Consider the following 15,708-nt stretch of genomic DNA (forward strand, 5'->3'; position numbering starts at 1 on the left):
CCCGCTGGCGTTCCGACGCCAGCGGGCTTCTTGTTTTCAGGCCCCATGTCCGCGCTCGGGACCCGACGTCTGCCGCGTGGGATGGCCGTGGAGGGCCGCCTCTGAGGACAGCGCGCCGGTACGGGCATTGCTCTCCCCTCCTCCTGTACGGGTTGGAAGGGGGAGACGATGCTGGCGAGGGTGCGGTCGGGGGCATTGATGGGCATCGACGCGGTGGTGGTGGAGTGCGAGGTCGACATGGCCCTCGGGCTGCCCTACTTCAACGTCGTGGGGCTGCCAGAGGGAGCAGCCCGGGAGTCGAAGGTCCGGGTGGTCTCCGCGCTGAAGAACGCGGGATTCGACCTTCCGCAGAAGCGGATCACGGTCAACCTGGCGCCCGCGGAGATCCGCAAGGAAGGGGCGGCCTTCGAGCTGCCCATCGCATTGGGCGTCCTGGCGGCGGCGCGGTTGATGGAGGAGGAACCGCTGGAGCGGTACCTCTTTGGCGGAGAGCTGTCGCTGGATGGCTCCATCAAGGCCATCAAGGGGGTGCTCCCGCTGGCCGTGGCGGCCCGGAATGGCGGCTTCCAGGGGGTCATGGTGCCGGCGGCCAACGCGGCGGAGGCGGCGCTGGTGGAGGGCATCCAGGTGCTGTCCGTGGCGCACCTGCGAGAGGCCGTGGGGCACCTCACCGGCAAGTCCCCGTTGACGCCGCTGACGCGCACGGGGACTTCCGTGGGCGGTCCTCGCACGGCGGCCGCGGACATGGCCGACGTCCGGGGACAGCCGGAGCTGAAGCTGGCGTTGGAGCTCGCGGCGGCTGGCGGCCACAACATCCTGATGGCCGGGCCGCCAGGCTCGGGCAAGACGATGCTGGCGCGACGGCTGCCAGGCATCCTGCCCGAGATGACCTTCAACGAAGCGCTGGAGGTCACGAAGGTCTACTCCATCCAGGGGCTGCTGGGAGACGAGCAGGCGCTGATCCGCGAGCGCCCGTTTCGCGCGCCCCATCACACGCTGTCCGATGCGGGGCTCGTGGGAGGTGGCCCCACGGCTCGTCCAGGCGAGCTGTCCCTGGCCCACCACGGCGTGCTGTTCCTCGACGAGTTGCCGGAGTTCCGCAAGAACGTGCTGGAGGTGCTGCGCCAGCCCCTGGAGGAGGGCGCCATCCACCTGGCGCGGGCCACCCAGCACATCACCTATCCCTGCCGGGTCATGCTGGTGGCGGCGATGAATCCCTGCCCGTGCGGCTACTTCAACGTCCCCGGACACACGTGCACCTGCCTCGAGCACCGCATCTTCGGCTACCACTCGCGCATCAGCGGGCCGCTGCTGGACCGCATCGACATCACCGTGCAGACGCGGCCGGTGGAGTACCACCACCTCGCGGAGAGGAGCCAGGAGCTGCCCAGCCAGTACTACCGGCAGCGTGTGGAGACCGCGCGCGAGCGGCAGCGCGCCCGCTTCCACGACACGCCCGGGGTGCACTGCAATGCACAGATGCCTTCGCATCTGCTGCGCCGCTACTGCGTGCTGTCACCGCCCGCGGAGAAGGCGCTGAAGGACGCGGTCACTCATTTTGGCCTGTCTGCTCGGGCGCATGACCGCATCCTCAAGCTCGCGCTGACGCGCGCGGACCTGGAGGGACACGGACGTATCGAGGACGTGGACATGCGGCTCGCCGTCGATTGCCGGATGCTGGACCGCCGGGGCTGGCTCCACGCCAATACCCGGGGCGCGGTGAATGCCTCATCCCGTCCCACTCTTGTCAGGCACCAGGACTCCGAGCTGGATGGACGTCTCGGGGCTCCCTTCGACCGGGGCTGACCTTCCACTCGCGGGCAGCGGATGCACCACCCGCTCCTCCAGACGGGGAGCGGGGCCGGTGATGATGCGCGCGGACCTGCCGAAGGTCAGGTACGAGTACGCCCAGTTGAGCAGCACGGCCAGCTTGCTTCGGAAGCCAATGAGGAAGGTGATGTGGATGAAGAGCCAGGCCAACCAGGCGACGAAGCCGGATTGCTTCACACGGCGGAAGGCCACGCCCACGGCATGGCCTCTGCCGATGACCGCGTAGGTTCCCCGGTCCCAGTAGCGGAAGGGCTGCATGGGCTCGCCCGCGAGCTGGCGGCGGAGGTTGAGCACCGCGTGCTTGCCCTCCTGCATCGCCGCGGGCGCCACTCCCGGGACCGCGCTTCCGTCCTCCTGCTTCACGAGCGCCAGGTCCCCCACGACGAAGATGTCGGGATGCCCGGGCACGGTGAGCTCGGGCGTCACCGGGACGCGCCCTGCCCTGTCCAGCGTCACGCCGAGCGAGCGGGCCACGGGCGAGGCCTCCACCCCCGCGGCCCAGAGCACCGTTCGGGCCGCGAGATGCTCAGGGCCCATGTCCACGCCCGCGGCGTCGATGTTCGTGACCCGGGTACCCGTACGAACCTCGACGCCGAGCCCTTCCACCACCCGGCGGGCCTCCGCCGAGAGATTCTCGGGATAGGTGGGGAGCACGCGGTCCATTCCCTCGATGAGGATGACGCGCGCATCCCGTGGGTCGATGTTCTGGAAGTCACCCGACAATGAATTGCGGCTGATCTCCGCCAGCGCCCCCGCCAGCTCCACGCCCGTGGGACCCGCGCCAATGATGGCGAAGGTGAGCAGCGCGCGGCGGCGCTCGGGATCCGGTTCGCGCTCGGCCTGCTCGAAGGCAAGGAGCACGCGGCGGCGGATCTCCAGCGCGTCCTCGACGGTCTTCAATCCCATCGAGTGTCGCGACCAGGCGTCATTGCCGAAGTACGAGTGCGTCGCCCCGGTGGCGACGATGAGGAAGTCATACGCCAGCTCGCCGTCCGCCAGGAGGACGTGCTTGCGCGCGGTGTCCACACCGGTCACTTCCGCGAGCAGCACCTGGACGTGATCGCGTCCGAGCATCGCCCGCAGTGGCGCGGCGATGTCGCTGGGGCTCAGTGTCGCCGTGGCCACCTGGTACAGCAGGGGCTGGAAGAGGTGGTGGTTGTGACGGTCCACCATCGTGACGCGAACCCCTGCCTTTCGCAGGTACCGGGCCGCGTAGAGGCCGCCGAAGCCGCCTCCCAGGATGACCACATGGGGAAGGTTCTCACGGGTCGTATTCACGTGAGGGATGTCACGGCGACGCGCCAGGGTTTCAACGCAAAGCCTTCCATCCCATCAAGCCGGACTGTCACGTCCCGTCGTGTCTGCTTATGCGGAGGCGTCCCTACCTTTGCGCCTTCTCAGCGCGCGGGAGACAGCCACGCCGCTCCGCCAGTTCGGACGGCTCCAGCGAACCTGGACGCCCTTGCAGGCCCGTCCACCTGGAAGCCCGCGCGGCATGAGCGTTGCTCTGCCCACCGCCGAGGCATCCAGCCCGCAGGGCGGCGAGGGAGGCAGACGAGATGAGCAGGCTGACGGAGAAGTTGAAGGCAGTGGCGGCGGCGGTGGCGTCCATCGAGAAGCAGTTCGGCCGGGGCGCGGTGATGACGCTCGGCGCGGACGCACCGGAGCAGAAGGTGGCGATCATTCCCACGGGTTCGGTGGGGTTGGACCGGGCGCTGGGCGTGGGGGGCTATCCGCGAGGGCGCGTGGTGGAGCTGTTCGGCAACGAGTCCTCCGGCAAGACGACACTCACCCTGCATGCCATCGCGCAGGTGCAGGCCGTGGGAGGCGTCGCGGCCTTCATCGACGCGGAGCACGCGCTGGACCTGTCCTACGCGCGCAAGCTGGGGGTGCGGACGGAGGAACTGCTCGTGGCGCAGCCGGACACCGGCGAGCAGGCGCTCGAAATCACCGAGCAGCTCGTGCGCTCCGGCGCAGTGGACCTCATCGTGGTGGATTCGGTGGCGGCGCTGGTTCCTCGCGCGGAAATCGAAGGGGAGATGGGTGACGCGCACATGGGCGTCCAGGCGCGGCTGATGAGCCAGGCGCTGCGCAAGCTCACGGGCGCGGTGAGCCGCTCCGGCACCTGCATCATCTTCATCAACCAGATCCGCATGAAGATTGGCGTGATGTTCGGCAACCCGGAGACGACGACGGGTGGCAACGCGCTGAAGTTCTATTCGTCGGTGCGGATGGAGATCCGCCGCACGGGCAACCTCAAGGAGGGCGACGCGGTGGTGGGCTCCCGGGCCCGCGTGAAGGTGGTGAAGAACAAGCTGGCGCCCCCGTTCCAGGAGGCGGAGTTCGACGTGCTCTACGGCACGGGCATCCACCGCGCCGCCGAGGTGCTGGACCTGGCCGTGAGCGCGGGCGTGGTGGAGAAGTCCGGCAGCCACTTCAGCTTGCGGGGTGAGCGCATCGGCCAGGGCCGCGAGCGGGCGTGCGAGTGGCTGCGGGAGCACCCGGACGTCCTGGAGGCCCTCGCCCGCGACCTGGTGGGAGCCACCGCGCCTTCCGTGCCGTCCGCGGACGCAGCGGCGGCCTAGGTCGCGGCCTGGAGTGCATCCAGCGAGAGGGGGACCTCCCAGTGGCGTTGGCCCGCGCGCAGCACCAGGTGCCCTTCGGGGCTCTCTTCCAGCAGCTCGCCGAACTGGTACTGCGCATCACGAGAGAAGCGGGCCTTCGCTCTGCCCTGCTTCACGCGGCAGGTGAGGACTCCGTCCGGAGAGAGCTGGAGCGTCCCCAGGTCCAGGGCTTCGGCCGTCCGGTCGCTCAGTCGCAGGGACACACGCTCGTCCGGGGTGATGTCCACGGTGCGGACCTCATAGGCCGCGTCCTCCACCTGGACGTAGCACCAGTCCGGGGCGATGCGGAGCTGGTAGCGCCCGTCGTCATCCAGGACCAGTGAGGCGTTGAAGAGCTCGATGATCTTCGGGTGCTCGATGGGCTCGTCGTCGTGCCACCAGCGCAACGCCGCATCCAGACGGATGCCGCTGTCCTCACGGGTGTGCCAACGCTTGCCTGGAGGGGGCTGGCCAGTGGGAGGTTGCATGTCGCCCTTGAGGTGCGGGTGAGGTCCGGCGGATTCAAGCCGCCGGAGCCTGGAGGCCTACCAGTTCCGCACGAACTCCGTGTAGCCACGGAAGGCCACGGCGCCCCAGAAGTTCACCAGCACGCCAAGCGCCAGCACTGCCACCACCGCGCGGTTGCGCAGCGACCATCCGCCAATGGCGAAGAGCAACAGCAGGTAGGGCGTGTAGTCCAGGCTGAACCGGAAGCCGAACTGCATGTAACCGGTGTTCTGGTAGAAGAGCCCCGGCAGCGCGCACACCGCCACGGTCAGCCACAGGGGCCAGTGCAGACGGGGACGCGTGCGGGGGACCAGCAGGAACACCAGCAGGGGCAGCGTGAGCAGCAGCGTCAGCCCATGCGGGTCGTACGACAGCCGCGGCGGAGACAGCGACACCTGGGGCAGCTTGAGGAACGCGGCCTGGAGGTTGCGCGACAGGTACTCGATGTTGAAGAGCCCGAAGCGGTCGATGTCGACGTTCACCCGGTTGTTGAAGAGGTACGAGTGGCCGAACTCGCCGGGCTTGCCGAAGCGGTAGATGTTGTACGCAGCCGCGAGCGCGGCAAGGGGCGCGGCCCCCGCGCCGAAGAGGACAAGCTTGCGGAGGGCGGGCTTCCACGTGGACGGAAGGGCCTTCAGTTGGGCCAGCCGGTCCGGGCCAGGGCAGAGCGCTTCCAGGACGAAGAAGAGGCCCGCGAACACCAGCGGCGTGCGGGTGAGCACGGCCATGGAGAAGAAGAGGCCCGCGAGCACGGGGCGCCGCGCCTTGACGGCGTTGCGCACGTACAGACACGTGAGCGCCACGCCCATCACCTGCGCGCCAAACCAGACCTCGCCCCGGATGGCGCAGTAGAAGAACAGCGTGCCGAAGGCGAGCACCAGCGACAACACCACGTTGTCGTCGCGGTTGCGCTCCGTCTCCCCCTCCTGCGCGAGGAAGCGCAGCAGCGAATAGAAGAGCGCCACCGCGAGCGCGCCCACGAAGACGCCGAAGGACGTGTCGTTGAACTGGTAGCCGTGCAGCGCGACGAAGGGGAGCATCACGACCGCGGGGAAGGACGGGAAGCTGACGAACCAGCGGTCATCGCGGAGCGGGCGTCCCTCGCACCGCACCTTGTGTCCGTCCACCAGCCGCACGCAGGCCCAGTCCTCCAGGTTGGGCAACACCTGCGGATCCACGTCGAGCCGTCCCTCCAACCAGGACTGCGCCTGGTAGATGAAGTGCGGTGCGGCGCTCTGCCGGAGGAAGCGCTGCGAGCTGAAGCTGGACAGCACCGCGAACGCGACGAGGAACAGCACCACCTCCACCCGGTAGGCGGACAGCCACAGGCGCACCGCGCTCCGCACCGGATGCGCTCCTGCTCCGGGCTGCGACGTGGGGGGGCTGGTGGCTTCCGTCGCCGCCGGGGGGCTGTCGAGCGGCGCGGAGGACTCGGGCGTGGCCGGGACGGGTTCGCCCGCGGTGGCGGGGGCCGGGGGCACCGTGGACGGCGCGTCCAGGGCGGAAGGACGGGGACGCTTTGATTTGGAGCGACTCATGGCGACACGGGGGCGGCGAGCAGGTGCAACCTCAACATTTCCAGCACGTGGGACGCGGCGAACAGACGGACCCGGTCCCGGTCACCCGAGAGCGAGATCCGCTCGCAGCGGGACTCCATTCCGGGACCGGCCAGCCCGCAGTACACGGTGCCCACGGGGTCCTCGGGCGTTCCGCCACCAGGGCCCGCGTAGCCCGTGACGGACAGGCCAAACGTGGCGCCGCAGGCGACGCGGACTCCCTCCGCCATGGCGAGCGCCGTCTGGGACGACACCGCGCTGTGCTTCTCGAGGATGTCCGGGGGCACGCCCACCCAGGCGGACTTCATCTTCTCCGAGTAGGCGACCGCCCCTCCAATGAAGACCTGGCTGGAGCCCGGGACGGCCGTGAGCTCCTGCGCGACGAGGCCACCCGTGCAGCTCTCCGCCACCGCCAGCGTGTGACCGCCGCGCGCCAGCAGCTCGAGGAGGACGGGGGCATATTCGCTGCCATCCGCGCCGTACACATGCGTGCCCAGCACCTGCCGGCATGCGGCCTCCGCGGCCGCGAGCGCTGCGTCGGCTTCCGCCTGCGTGGGGGCTTCCGCCATCAGCTTCAGGTGGTTCTCCGGTGCGTGCGTCCGGAAGCCGAACACCACCCTGGGGTGGCTGGGGGCCAGGGGCATCACCCGCTCGTTCAGCACGGATTCGGGCAGGCGCACGGTTCGCAGCAGTCGGAAGGCCCGGAACGTGCGACCAGATTCGGCGGCGAGCCAGGTCCGCACGCGCGGCAACACCTCTCCGTCCACCAGGGCGCGGTATTCGCGCGGGACGCCTGGCAGGAAGAACAGGTGGGCTCGGCCCAGTTGCTGGATGACCAGCGGCGCCGAGCCCTGGGGATTGCGCACCGGCTCGGTGCCCGCGGGGATGCGCGCCATGCGCAGGGCGCCCGGATTCAGGGGCATGCCCCGCGCGGCGTAGCGCTCCTTCAGCCAACCGAGCACCCGCGCGTCCTCTTCCATGGGCACACCCGCGGCGGCGGCGGCGCACTCCAGCGTGAAGTCGTCCGCCGTGGGCCCCAGGCCTCCCGAGACGATGACCACGTCCGCGCGCGCCGAGGCCTCCAACAGCGCGCCCGTGATGTCCGGACGCACGTCGCCCACCAGCGTCACCCGTGCGACCTTCACGCCCAGGTCGAAGAGGCGGGCTTCCAGATAGGTGCTGTTGGTGTCCGTGATGAGGCCGGTGACGAGCTCGTCACCGGTGCACAGCAGCTCGACGCGCATGGGCCGGGCATCCTAGCGGCCCCGGGCCGGGAGGGCACGGTCCGCGTCCCGGCTCCCGCGCCTGACTGCTCAGAGGAACGCGGGACCGTCGTCAGGGGCGTTGGCCTCGGAGTCCTCGTCGTCGTCCTCGTCCAACCCGGCCGCCACCGCCACCGCCGCGACGGCGCCGACCTTGCGCGACGCCAGCCGGCTGCGCACGGAGACCGCGGACTCCACCAGCCCCATGACCAGGTACGCGGCGAAGTACGTCACCAGCACCCAGGCCGGGTGGAACTGCTGGGCGATGAACGCGCCCGTGAGAGCCATGACCATGAAGACGAGCGCCGTCTTGCGGCTGGGACGCGCGTCCTTGAAGGTGCGGTAGCGCACCGTGGACACCATCAGCAGCGACAGGGCGCCCACCGCCACCGCCACCGGCAGGCGCGCGCCGCCACCGAGCGCCTCGCCCTGGCTGGCCACGTGGTGGGAGATGATGAGGGAGACGAGCACGCCGGCCGCCAGCGGGATGGGGAGCCCCACGAAGAAGCCGCCGCCACCGCCATGCGGGTTGCGCATGGCGAGCACGTTGAAGCGCGCCAGCCGCATGGCGCCGCAGGCCATGAACGCGAAGGAGATGAACAGGCCCCAGAAGCCCATGGGGGCCAACGCCCACTTGTAGACGAGGAGCGCCGGCGCCGCGCCAAAGGACATGACGTCCGCGAGGCTGTCGAGTTGCATGCCGAAGTCGCTCTGCGTCTTCGTCAGGCGGGCCACCCGTCCGTCGAACCCGTCGAAGAACATGGCGAAGAGGATGGCCAGGGCCGCCTGGTACAGCTGCACCGGTTCAGCCTCACCCGAACACAGGGTGATGGCGTAGAAGCCACAGAAGATGGAAGTGACGGTGAAGAGGTTCGGGAGCACGAACATCAGTTTCCGCAGCTTCATCGTTCCCTCGACTTCCCCAGGTGGTCGGCTGCCCATGTGGCAGAAACGGCGAGGGAACGGACCTTAGCAGGGTTTTATTCGCGCCGGAGTCAGTCCCGGGTCGCATGGGAGGAGAAATGCCGTACGGGCAGTGGGCCCTGTGGGGATTGACCGCGGCGGCCGTCCTGCTGCTGGTGAATGTGGCGTGGGTCCTGCTCGTGCGGCGCTGGTACCGCCTCAAGGGGCCCCTTCCCGACATGCTGCGCGTGCGCTGCGCGGATGGGTGGGAGTTGACCGTGCACGCCCGGCGGGCCCCGGTGCGCCGCTTCGCCGAGCCCGTCCTGCTGTGCCACGGGCTGGCGGCCAACCGCTTCACCTTCGACTTCGAGCCGCCCTACTCCGTGGCCCACTACCTCACCGAGGCCGGCTTCGACTGCTTCAGCGTGGAGTGGCGCGGCACCGGGCACTCGCAGCGTCCGCCCAGGGGCCGGCGGCCCACGGACTTCACCGTCGACGACCACATCAACCATGACGGGCCGGCCCTGCTGGAGCTGGCGCTGAAGGAGACCGGCGCGAAGCAGGCCTTCTGGCTGGGCCATTCACTGGGAGGCCTGGTGGGGTACGGCGTGGCCCAGGGGCCCGAGAGCGGGAAGCTGGCGGGCCTGCTCGAGTTGGGCGCGCCGGTGTATCTCAAGTCGGAGCCGTTCCTGCGGACGCTCATCTCGCTGGGCGTGCGCGCGGCGTGGCCCGGGAGCATCCGGCAGTCTTGGGTGAGCTCCAGCATGGCGCCCTTCCTGGGCTACCTCGCGCTGCCCCTGTCGGACATCGTCGTGAACCCCCGGCATGTTCCGCCACGCGTCCTGCGGCAGCTGTCCGTCAACATGATGGCGGCGATGAGCCGCAAGGTGCTGCTCCAGTTCCAGGACTGGATCTCCCACGACACGTTCCGTTCCTACGACCGCAAGACGGACTGGCGCGCGGGCATCTCGAAGCTCCAGTTGCCGGTGCTGGTGATGGGCGGCAGCGCGGACCGGCTGGCCACCGCGGCCAACGTGGAGGCGCAGTACGCGCTGCTCACGTCACCGGATCGCACACTGCATGTCTTTGGCCGGGACCGCGGGGACAAGATGGACTACGGCCACGGCGACCTCATCTTCGGCACCGGCGCGCCCATGGAGGTCTACCCCGTCATTCGCGAGTGGCTCGAACAGCGCGCCACGCCGCTGCCTCCCACGTCCGCACCCGCTCAGGGCTGAGGCGGGCGGGCGTCGAGCTGGACGCAGGGGGAGCTCAGTCCTCGCCTGCTGCTCGCGTCGACATGGCGGAGGCGGACGCGCGTCTGGCCCTCGCAGTCGGTGGAGACCAGTTCGCCCCGCGCGTCCTTCGCGGTGAGGTGCTCCACCTGCAACTGGCCCTCTTCGATGGCCACCAGGATGGAGCCCGGCGTGTCGCGTACGTCGATGCTCCGGGACTCCAGGGTGGCATTCGTATCCACCGCCAACGCGGCGAGCCCGCAGCCCGAGAGCCGGGCGTTGCGGAGCGTCGCGCGGGCCCGCTGCGTCGCCAGCACGCAGGTGCCCTTCGCGCCCTCGACGGTCACGGTGTCGACGTCCGCGTCCACCTGGCGCAGGTGGAGCCCGTCTCCCGTGATGCCATCCGCGGTGCTCACGCCTTTGACGACGCCGTCCCGCAGGCGCACGCGGCCTTGCAGCGCCACCACGCCGTATTCCCGTGAGCCCTCCAGGCGGAAGCGCCGCACCTCCAGGTCCGAGGCGGTGAGCTGAAGCGCTCCGTAGTTGCCCGCGTCCTTCACGGTCACGTCCTCCAGCAGGCCGGTCGTCGCGGTGAGCCCCATTCCCGCGCGCGTGGCGTGCTCCGAGCTGAAGCCCCGCACCGACAGCCGGGCCTGGTTGGCCGTCACGCCGTACTCGTGGCCCTGGACCCGGACGTCCACCAGCGTCAGCGCGCCCTCCACCGTGGAGAACGCCGTGCCCGTGCCGCCCGAAACCCGCGCCCGTTCGACCTCCGCCACGCCGCCCTCCTGGCTCAGCGCCATCCGGGGGCCCTGGAAGTCCACCCCCTCCAGGCGCACCTTGGCCCCACCCCGAGCCCGAACCGCGCGGTCGTAGGCCCCCGTGAACGCGCTGTCCCGGAGGATCAGGGAGGGAGCGGAGGCCCCCGTGGTTCCGGCCTCCACGAGCACCCCCACCGCGACCGACGCCTGGCTGCCCGCCCCTGCCTCGAAGCGCAGCCCCCTGCCTTCCAGCGGACCCGAGCCCAGCCGGATGGCGCCCCGGGACTGATTCCGGAAGGTCACGGTGTGGACCTTCACGGGGCCCCGGGCCTCCAGGCCCCAGCCTCCTCCCTCGACCGCCAGGGACTCCAGGGCGGTGTCCCCTGGCGCCTCCACCACGGTCGTGCCGGGGTCCGTCGCCGCCAGGATCGTGGAGGGGCCCTCCCCCACGAGCCGGGTGCCCTCCGGCAGCCGGAAGGGGCCTTCGTAGCGGCCAGGGGCCAGGTGCACGCGCTTCGGGCCGGGGCGGGCCAGGGCCTCGATCAGCGAACGCAGGGGGCGCTCCCGGGTGCCGTCGCCGCCCGAGGCTGCCCCGTCCACCCAGAGCTCGCCCGTCGCCTGGGGCCGTGGGGACGGCCGCGAGCAGGCGCACAACAGGACGAGGAGCCATGGAAGCAGTCGGGTGGGCACGCGGGCAGGCACTCTAGCCCCCTGATGGCACCTTGCTGGAGCTGGATCAGCGGCGACTGCTAAGTGATCGATTTTCCAATGCCTTTCACGCGGAACCGATCACCAGGCGATCACTTCCCCTGATGTGAAAAGCAGGAGTGTGAGGATGTATCAAAAGATGCGATCCTCCCCTCTCTCTACAGGGTGTATTTTCAGAGGCCAGTTTTCATCCGGAGGCCGATTTTCCGGCCCGGGAGCAGGTGGCGCATTGACAGTCGAAAGCTCGATTTGTTACCTCCGCCATCCGCTCGATCAACGCCAGACAACGCAAGAGGGAGGGGTGTCATGACCAAGGCAGAGCTCGTGGAAGTGGTGGCTGCGCAGTCGAAGCTCACGAAGAAGCAAGCCGCCCAGATCCTCGACAGCGTCTTCACCAACATCGGCAAGGCGGTGAAGAAGGACACCCGATTCAGCTACCCCGGGTTCGGCACGTGGTCGTTGCGCTCGCGCAAGGCGCGGAAGATCCGCAACCCGCAGACCAACGAGATGATGAAGCTCAAGGCGTCGAAGACGGTCGGTTTCCGTCCCGCGAAGGAGCTGAAGAACTCGCTGTAGTCGCAGGGCCGTTGTGCAGGCCCGTCCCCCTCAGGGGCGCGAACCCGTGGCCGGGTGACGCCCCTGGGACGTGAGGACGGGGGACTCCGCCGGCATGCGGGCCACGGGACGCCCCTCGTCGGACGCGTCCGGGGCCGCCTCGGGGGCGACGAGCGCCTCCAGCGGATCCAGTGAGTAGCCCTCGTGCCAGAGCTCGAAGTGGACGTGGACGCCGGTCGCCAGGCCCGTGTCCCCCGCGAGCCCCACCACCTCGCCCCTCGCCAGCACCTCGCCGGTCGTCACCAGGACCTCGGACAGGTGGCTGTAGCGCGTCACCCACTGGCCGTCGTGCTGGACCTCCACCATCTTGCCGTGGTCGCCGTTCCAGCCGGCGCGCAGGACGACGCCCCGGTCCGCGACGCCCACGGGCTGTCCCCGGCGGGCCGCCAGGTCCACGCCCGAGTGGCGTCGCAGCTGGCCGGTGATGGGGTGCCAGCGGTCGCCGTAGAGGCTGGTGATGGTGACCGGCTCCACGGGCCAGGCGAGGCGCGGCGGTCCGGAGGGCTCCGGCGGCTGCTCCCAGCGGCGCAGGGTGGACGCGCGCACGATGAGGCGGCCCACACGCACCACCACGGCCTCCGCGAGCGAGCCCGGCATGTCGCCGTACAGGCGCGCGTCCTGCTCCAGCTCCGCCTCCATCACGCCCCGGGCGCGCGTCAGGTCGCGGGTGTCCGTGTGCTCCACCGGCCGGGCCAGGAAGGCGTCCAAGGCCGCGTTCATCGCCTCCCAGTTGCGCACCTGCTCGGCGGGCATGGCGCTGCCGCGCTGGACCTTCTCGCGGTAGCCCTGGGCCTGCTTCGTGAACGCGGCGAGGGCGGCGTCGAGTTCCAGGGAACGTTCCGGCGCCAGGGGCCCACGGGCGCGGTCCGGTTCCCGGGGGAGGAAGGGCGTGCTGCTGTTGGCGAAGCCGCTGTCGCCCGAGGTCGCGTACAGCTCCTCAAAGCTCATCTTCCCCGGCCGCGGCGTCGCGCAGGCGGAGAGGGCCAGCAGGGCAAGGACGGCGGGTCGGCGCACGGCGGGGCGAGACTACCACGCGCGCCGGGCCGTCCACCCGCCCTGGGGGCGTGGATCATTTCCCGTAGCGCACAGGTGCGTGCGGTCCACACCCGGCGTGGAGGGGGCTCGCCCACGGGACGCGGCGGTCCCTTGGGCTCAGCCCCTCGGACATGGCGGCTGTCCACCTGGACGGGGCGGCTCGCCTCTTGGGGCTGCCCGACCGCGGCGCCCCCCGCGAACCTGTCCGACTGTCGGACAGGTTGGGACGACCGCGGCGGGTCCCGCGCTGGCCGGCGCCCCCTGCCCTTCCCTGTCGGGCCTGCCGGATCAGCCACCGTGGCCAGGGGCCCCGCGCCATCCACGCCGAGCAGCTGCAACCTGTCCGACTGTCGGACAGGTTCTGGAGGACCGCGGCGGGCCCGCCCGGATCAGCCGGCGAAGGCCTGACGGACGCGCGCCAGGGCGTCGTCGATGTCCGCGGTGGACACGTCCAGGTGGCACACGAGGCGGATGGAGTGCGGGCCGGTGGGGTTGGCGAGCACGCCCTGCTTCAGGAGCAGCGCGGAGGCCTCCGCCGCCGGTCGCACCAGGTCCGCGAACACCATGTTCGTCTCCACCCGCGCCAGGTCCACCTTCACGCCCGGCACCTGGGCCAGGCCTTCCGCCAGCCGGCGCGCGTTGGCGTGGTCCTCGGCCAGGCGCTCCACGTGGTGCTCCAGCGCGTACAGCGCCGCCGCCGCGAGGATGCCCGCCTGCCGCATGCCGCCGCCCAGCCGCTTGCGCAGCCGCCGCGCCTCGCGGATGACGTCCTTCTTGCCCGCGAGCGCCGAGCCCACCGGCGCGCCCAGCCCCTTCGAGAAGCACACCGACGTCGAGTCCGTCAGCGACGCCCACGCGGACGCGGGCTGGCCCGCCGCCACCTCCGCGTTGAACAGCCGCGCGCCGTCCAGGTGCACCGCGAGCCCGGCCTTGCGCCCCGCCTCCACCACCGCCTTGAAGCGCTCCACCGGCCACACCGTGCCGCCGCCGCGGTTGTGCGTGTTCTCCAGCGACAGCAGGCGCGTGCGCGGGTTGTGGATGTTGTCCTCGCGCACCGCCGCCGCGACGGTCTCCGGCTTCAGCAGGCCGCGCTCGCCCGGCAGGGGCCCCGGCTGCACGCCCCACAGCGCCGGCACCGCGCCGCCTTCGTACTGGAGGATGTGGCTGCCCTCCTCCGTGAGCACCTCGTCGCCGGGGCGGCAGTACGCGCCGATGGCGATCTGATTCGCCTGCGTGCCGGAGGGGACGAAGACGGCGGCCTCCAGTCCGAGCCGCTCGGCCACGCGCTCCTCCAGCCGGCGCACCGTGGGGTCCTCGCCGTAGACGTCGTCGCCCACCTCCGCGTCGGCGATGAGCCTGCGCATGGCGGGCGTGGGCTTCGTCACGGTGTCGGAGCGGAAGTCGATGGGCTTCATGGTTCTCCTCGCTGCGTGAAAAGGGATGCCCCGCCATGGCGCTTGGGCGGGGCCGCCCCGTGACATACAACGCCCGCGTGGCCCGGCGAGAGACAGTGGGTGAGAAGCGGCAGCGTGCGGTGTCGGTCCTGGACGGTCTGGAAGCAGCCATGCCGGACGCCCGCATCGAGCTGGACTACCGCACGCCGCTGGAGCTGCTGGTCGCCGTCATCCTGTCCGCGCAGTGCACCGACAAGCGCGTCAACCTGGTGACCCCTGCCCTGTTCGCCCGCTTCCCGGATGCCCAGGCCTACGCGCGCGTCGAGCCCACGGACGTGGAGCCCTTCATCCGCACCTGCGGGCTGTACCGCGCGAAGGCGAAGAACATCGTCGCCACGGCGCGCGCGCTCGTCGCGGAGCATGGCGGGCAGGTGCCGCTTACGCGCGACACGCTGGCGGAGCTGCCGGGCGTGGGGCTGAAGACGGCGGGCGTGGTGTGCATCCACCTGGGCGGCGACGCGGCCTTCCCCGTGGACACGCACGTGAAGCGGCTGGCGTACCGGCTGGGCTTCACCACCCACGAAGACCCGGACAAGGTGGAGAAGGACCTGCAGGCGCTGCTGCCTCGCGAGCGGTGGACGCTGGGGCATCAGCTGCTGGTGTGGCACGGGCGGCGCACTTGCTTCGCGCGCTCGCCCGATTGTGGCTCCTGCGTGGTGGCGGACCGCTGCCCCAAGAAGGGCGTGCGCGCCACCGCGAAGGCTTAAGCGGACGCCGGAGCGCCCTGCTCGCGCGACGCCTTGAGCTTCTTCATGCGCTTGCGGATGAACTCGCGCTTGAGCGTGGAGACGTGGTCCACGAAGACGGTGCCGTCCAGGTGGTCCGTCTCGTGCTGCACGGCGATGGCCAGCAGGCCGTCACAGCGCAGCGTCTGCTCCTGGCCTTCCTCGTCCAGGTAGCGCACCGTGGCGAAGGCGGCGCGGTCCACGTCCTCGGCCTCACCGGGGATGGAGAGGCAGCCCTCCGTGTAGGTCGTCTCCCCTTCGAGCAAGACGAACTCCGGGTTGATCATCGCCAGGGGTTTGGAGTCCGGCTGCTGCGGCCGGGTGTCCAGGACGATGATGCGCTGGAGGATGCCCACCTGCGGGGCGGCGAGACCGACGCCCTCGGCGGCGTACATCGTCTCGAACATGTCCTTGATGAGCGCGCGGACCTTGTCGTCCACCTTCGCCACCGGCTTGGCCTTCTGCTTCAGGATGGGGTCGGGCCAGATGAGAATCTCGCGAACCATGGAGGGGA

The 15,708-nt window shown here is 70.5% G+C and carries 14 protein-coding genes; 5 read left to right on the forward strand and 9 right to left on the reverse strand.

Annotation, left to right across the window (positions count from 1 at the left end):
- Positions 1 to 168: 168 nt before the first annotated feature.
- Positions 169 to 1,806 (forward strand): YifB family Mg chelatase-like AAA ATPase, encoded by a 1,638-nt coding sequence (locus D7Y21_RS12325; protein WP_120566597.1) that lies wholly within the window; start codon positions 169 to 171, stop codon positions 1,804 to 1,806.
- Here the strand turns inward: D7Y21_RS12325 and D7Y21_RS12330 are convergent.
- On the reverse strand, positions 1,729 to 3,108 hold the full coding sequence (locus D7Y21_RS12330) for an NAD(P)/FAD-dependent oxidoreductase (protein WP_233612073.1): 1,380 nt from the start codon (positions 3,106 to 3,108) through the stop codon (positions 1,729 to 1,731). The genes D7Y21_RS12325 and D7Y21_RS12330 overlap by 78 nt on opposite strands.
- 281 nt (positions 3,109 to 3,389) lie before the next feature.
- Here D7Y21_RS12330 and recA point away from each other — a divergent pair, with 281 nt between their 5' ends.
- Positions 3,390 to 4,415: a recombinase RecA gene (gene recA / locus D7Y21_RS12335; protein WP_121713309.1), complete on the forward strand. Its 1,026-nt coding sequence runs from the start codon at positions 3,390 to 3,392 to the stop codon at positions 4,413 to 4,415.
- On the opposite strand, the gene D7Y21_RS12340 is transcribed toward recA, so the two are convergent.
- From D7Y21_RS12340 to pssA, 4 genes are all read right to left on the reverse strand, one after another.
- The gene (locus D7Y21_RS12340) at positions 4,412 to 4,921 is read right to left on the reverse strand and encodes a DUF1285 domain-containing protein (RefSeq protein ID WP_121713311.1); all 510 of its coding nucleotides are present in this window, start codon (positions 4,919 to 4,921) and stop codon (positions 4,412 to 4,414) included. The two genes, recA and D7Y21_RS12340, sit on opposite strands and share 4 nt — an antisense overlap.
- Positions 4,922 to 4,978: 57 nt before the next feature.
- Entirely contained in the window at positions 4,979 to 6,478 is a 1,500-nt protein-coding gene (locus D7Y21_RS12345; RefSeq protein WP_121713313.1) for a hypothetical protein, read from the reverse strand.
- A complete protein-coding gene (locus D7Y21_RS12350; protein ID WP_121713316.1) occupies positions 6,475 to 7,740 on the reverse strand; it encodes a CinA family nicotinamide mononucleotide deamidase-related protein in 1,266 nt (421 codons plus the stop codon). The genes D7Y21_RS12345 and D7Y21_RS12350 overlap by 4 nt, the downstream gene beginning before the upstream one ends.
- Before the next feature lie 69 nt (positions 7,741 to 7,809).
- Positions 7,810 to 8,664, reverse strand: a complete 855-nt coding sequence (gene pssA / locus D7Y21_RS12355; protein WP_121713318.1) for a CDP-diacylglycerol--serine O-phosphatidyltransferase — start codon at positions 8,662 to 8,664, stop codon at positions 7,810 to 7,812.
- A gap of 116 nt (positions 8,665 to 8,780) precedes the next feature.
- Here pssA and D7Y21_RS12360 point away from each other — a divergent pair, with 116 nt between their 5' ends.
- Complete coding sequence (locus D7Y21_RS12360; protein ID WP_120566591.1) at positions 8,781 to 9,899, forward strand: alpha/beta fold hydrolase; 1,119 nt, start codon at positions 8,781 to 8,783, stop codon at positions 9,897 to 9,899.
- Here the strand turns inward: D7Y21_RS12360 and D7Y21_RS12365 are convergent.
- Positions 9,890 to 11,347: a hypothetical protein gene (locus D7Y21_RS12365; RefSeq protein WP_147443365.1), complete on the reverse strand. Its 1,458-nt coding sequence runs from the start codon at positions 11,345 to 11,347 to the stop codon at positions 9,890 to 9,892. The genes D7Y21_RS12360 and D7Y21_RS12365 overlap by 10 nt on opposite strands.
- A gap of 324 nt (positions 11,348 to 11,671) precedes the next feature.
- Here D7Y21_RS12365 and D7Y21_RS12370 point away from each other — a divergent pair, with 324 nt between their 5' ends.
- Entirely contained in the window at positions 11,672 to 11,941 is a 270-nt protein-coding gene (locus D7Y21_RS12370; protein ID WP_014394187.1) for an HU family DNA-binding protein, read from the forward strand.
- 30 nt (positions 11,942 to 11,971) lie between these two features.
- Here the strand turns inward: D7Y21_RS12370 and D7Y21_RS12375 are convergent, their stop codons facing one another.
- The gene (locus D7Y21_RS12375) at positions 11,972 to 12,994 is read right to left on the reverse strand and encodes a M23 family metallopeptidase (protein WP_121713319.1); all 1,023 of its coding nucleotides are present in this window, start codon (positions 12,992 to 12,994) and stop codon (positions 11,972 to 11,974) included.
- Between the two features lie 410 nt (positions 12,995 to 13,404).
- The gene (ltaE, locus tag D7Y21_RS12380) at positions 13,405 to 14,430 is read right to left on the reverse strand and encodes a low-specificity L-threonine aldolase (RefSeq protein WP_121713321.1); all 1,026 of its coding nucleotides are present in this window, start codon (positions 14,428 to 14,430) and stop codon (positions 13,405 to 13,407) included.
- A gap of 35 nt (positions 14,431 to 14,465) precedes the next feature.
- On the opposite strand from ltaE, the gene nth reads away from it, so the two are divergent.
- Positions 14,466 to 15,176, forward strand: a complete 711-nt coding sequence (nth, locus tag D7Y21_RS12385) for an endonuclease III (RefSeq protein ID WP_121713323.1) — start codon at positions 14,466 to 14,468, stop codon at positions 15,174 to 15,176.
- Here the strand turns inward: nth and def are convergent.
- Complete coding sequence (def, locus tag D7Y21_RS12390; RefSeq protein WP_120589295.1) at positions 15,173 to 15,700, reverse strand: peptide deformylase; 528 nt, start codon at positions 15,698 to 15,700, stop codon at positions 15,173 to 15,175. The genes nth and def overlap by 4 nt on opposite strands.
- Positions 15,701 to 15,708 lie beyond the last annotated feature (8 nt).

It is taken from the genome of Corallococcus sp. AB045 (assembly GCF_003668895.1).
Taxonomy (GTDB): domain Bacteria; phylum Myxococcota; class Myxococcia; order Myxococcales; family Myxococcaceae; genus Corallococcus; species Corallococcus coralloides.

Coding starts and splice junctions, on each gene's coding strand:
- D7Y21_RS12360 (WP_120566591.1), top strand. CDS start 8,781: ATGCCGTACGGGCAGTGGGCCCTGTGGGGATTGACCGCGGCGGCCGTC.
- D7Y21_RS12350 (WP_121713316.1), bottom strand. CDS start 7,740: ATGCGCGTCGAGCTGCTGTGCACCGGTGACGAGCTCGTCACCGGCCTC.
- ltaE (WP_121713321.1), bottom strand. CDS start 14,430: ATGAAGCCCATCGACTTCCGCTCCGACACCGTGACGAAGCCCACGCCC.
- nth (WP_121713323.1), top strand. CDS start 14,466: ATGGCGCTTGGGCGGGGCCGCCCCGTGACATACAACGCCCGCGTGGCC.
- def (WP_120589295.1), bottom strand. CDS start 15,700: ATGGTTCGCGAGATTCTCATCTGGCCCGACCCCATCCTGAAGCAGAAG.
- D7Y21_RS12370 (WP_014394187.1), top strand. CDS start 11,672: ATGACCAAGGCAGAGCTCGTGGAAGTGGTGGCTGCGCAGTCGAAGCTC.
- D7Y21_RS12340 (WP_121713311.1), bottom strand. CDS start 4,921: ATGCAACCTCCCACTGGCCAGCCCCCTCCAGGCAAGCGTTGGCACACC.
- D7Y21_RS12325 (WP_120566597.1), top strand. CDS start 169: ATGCTGGCGAGGGTGCGGTCGGGGGCATTGATGGGCATCGACGCGGTG.
- pssA (WP_121713318.1), bottom strand. CDS start 8,664: ATGAAGCTGCGGAAACTGATGTTCGTGCTCCCGAACCTCTTCACCGTC.
- recA (WP_121713309.1), top strand. CDS start 3,390: ATGAGCAGGCTGACGGAGAAGTTGAAGGCAGTGGCGGCGGCGGTGGCG.
- D7Y21_RS12345 (WP_121713313.1), bottom strand. CDS start 6,478: ATGAGTCGCTCCAAATCAAAGCGTCCCCGTCCTTCCGCCCTGGACGCG.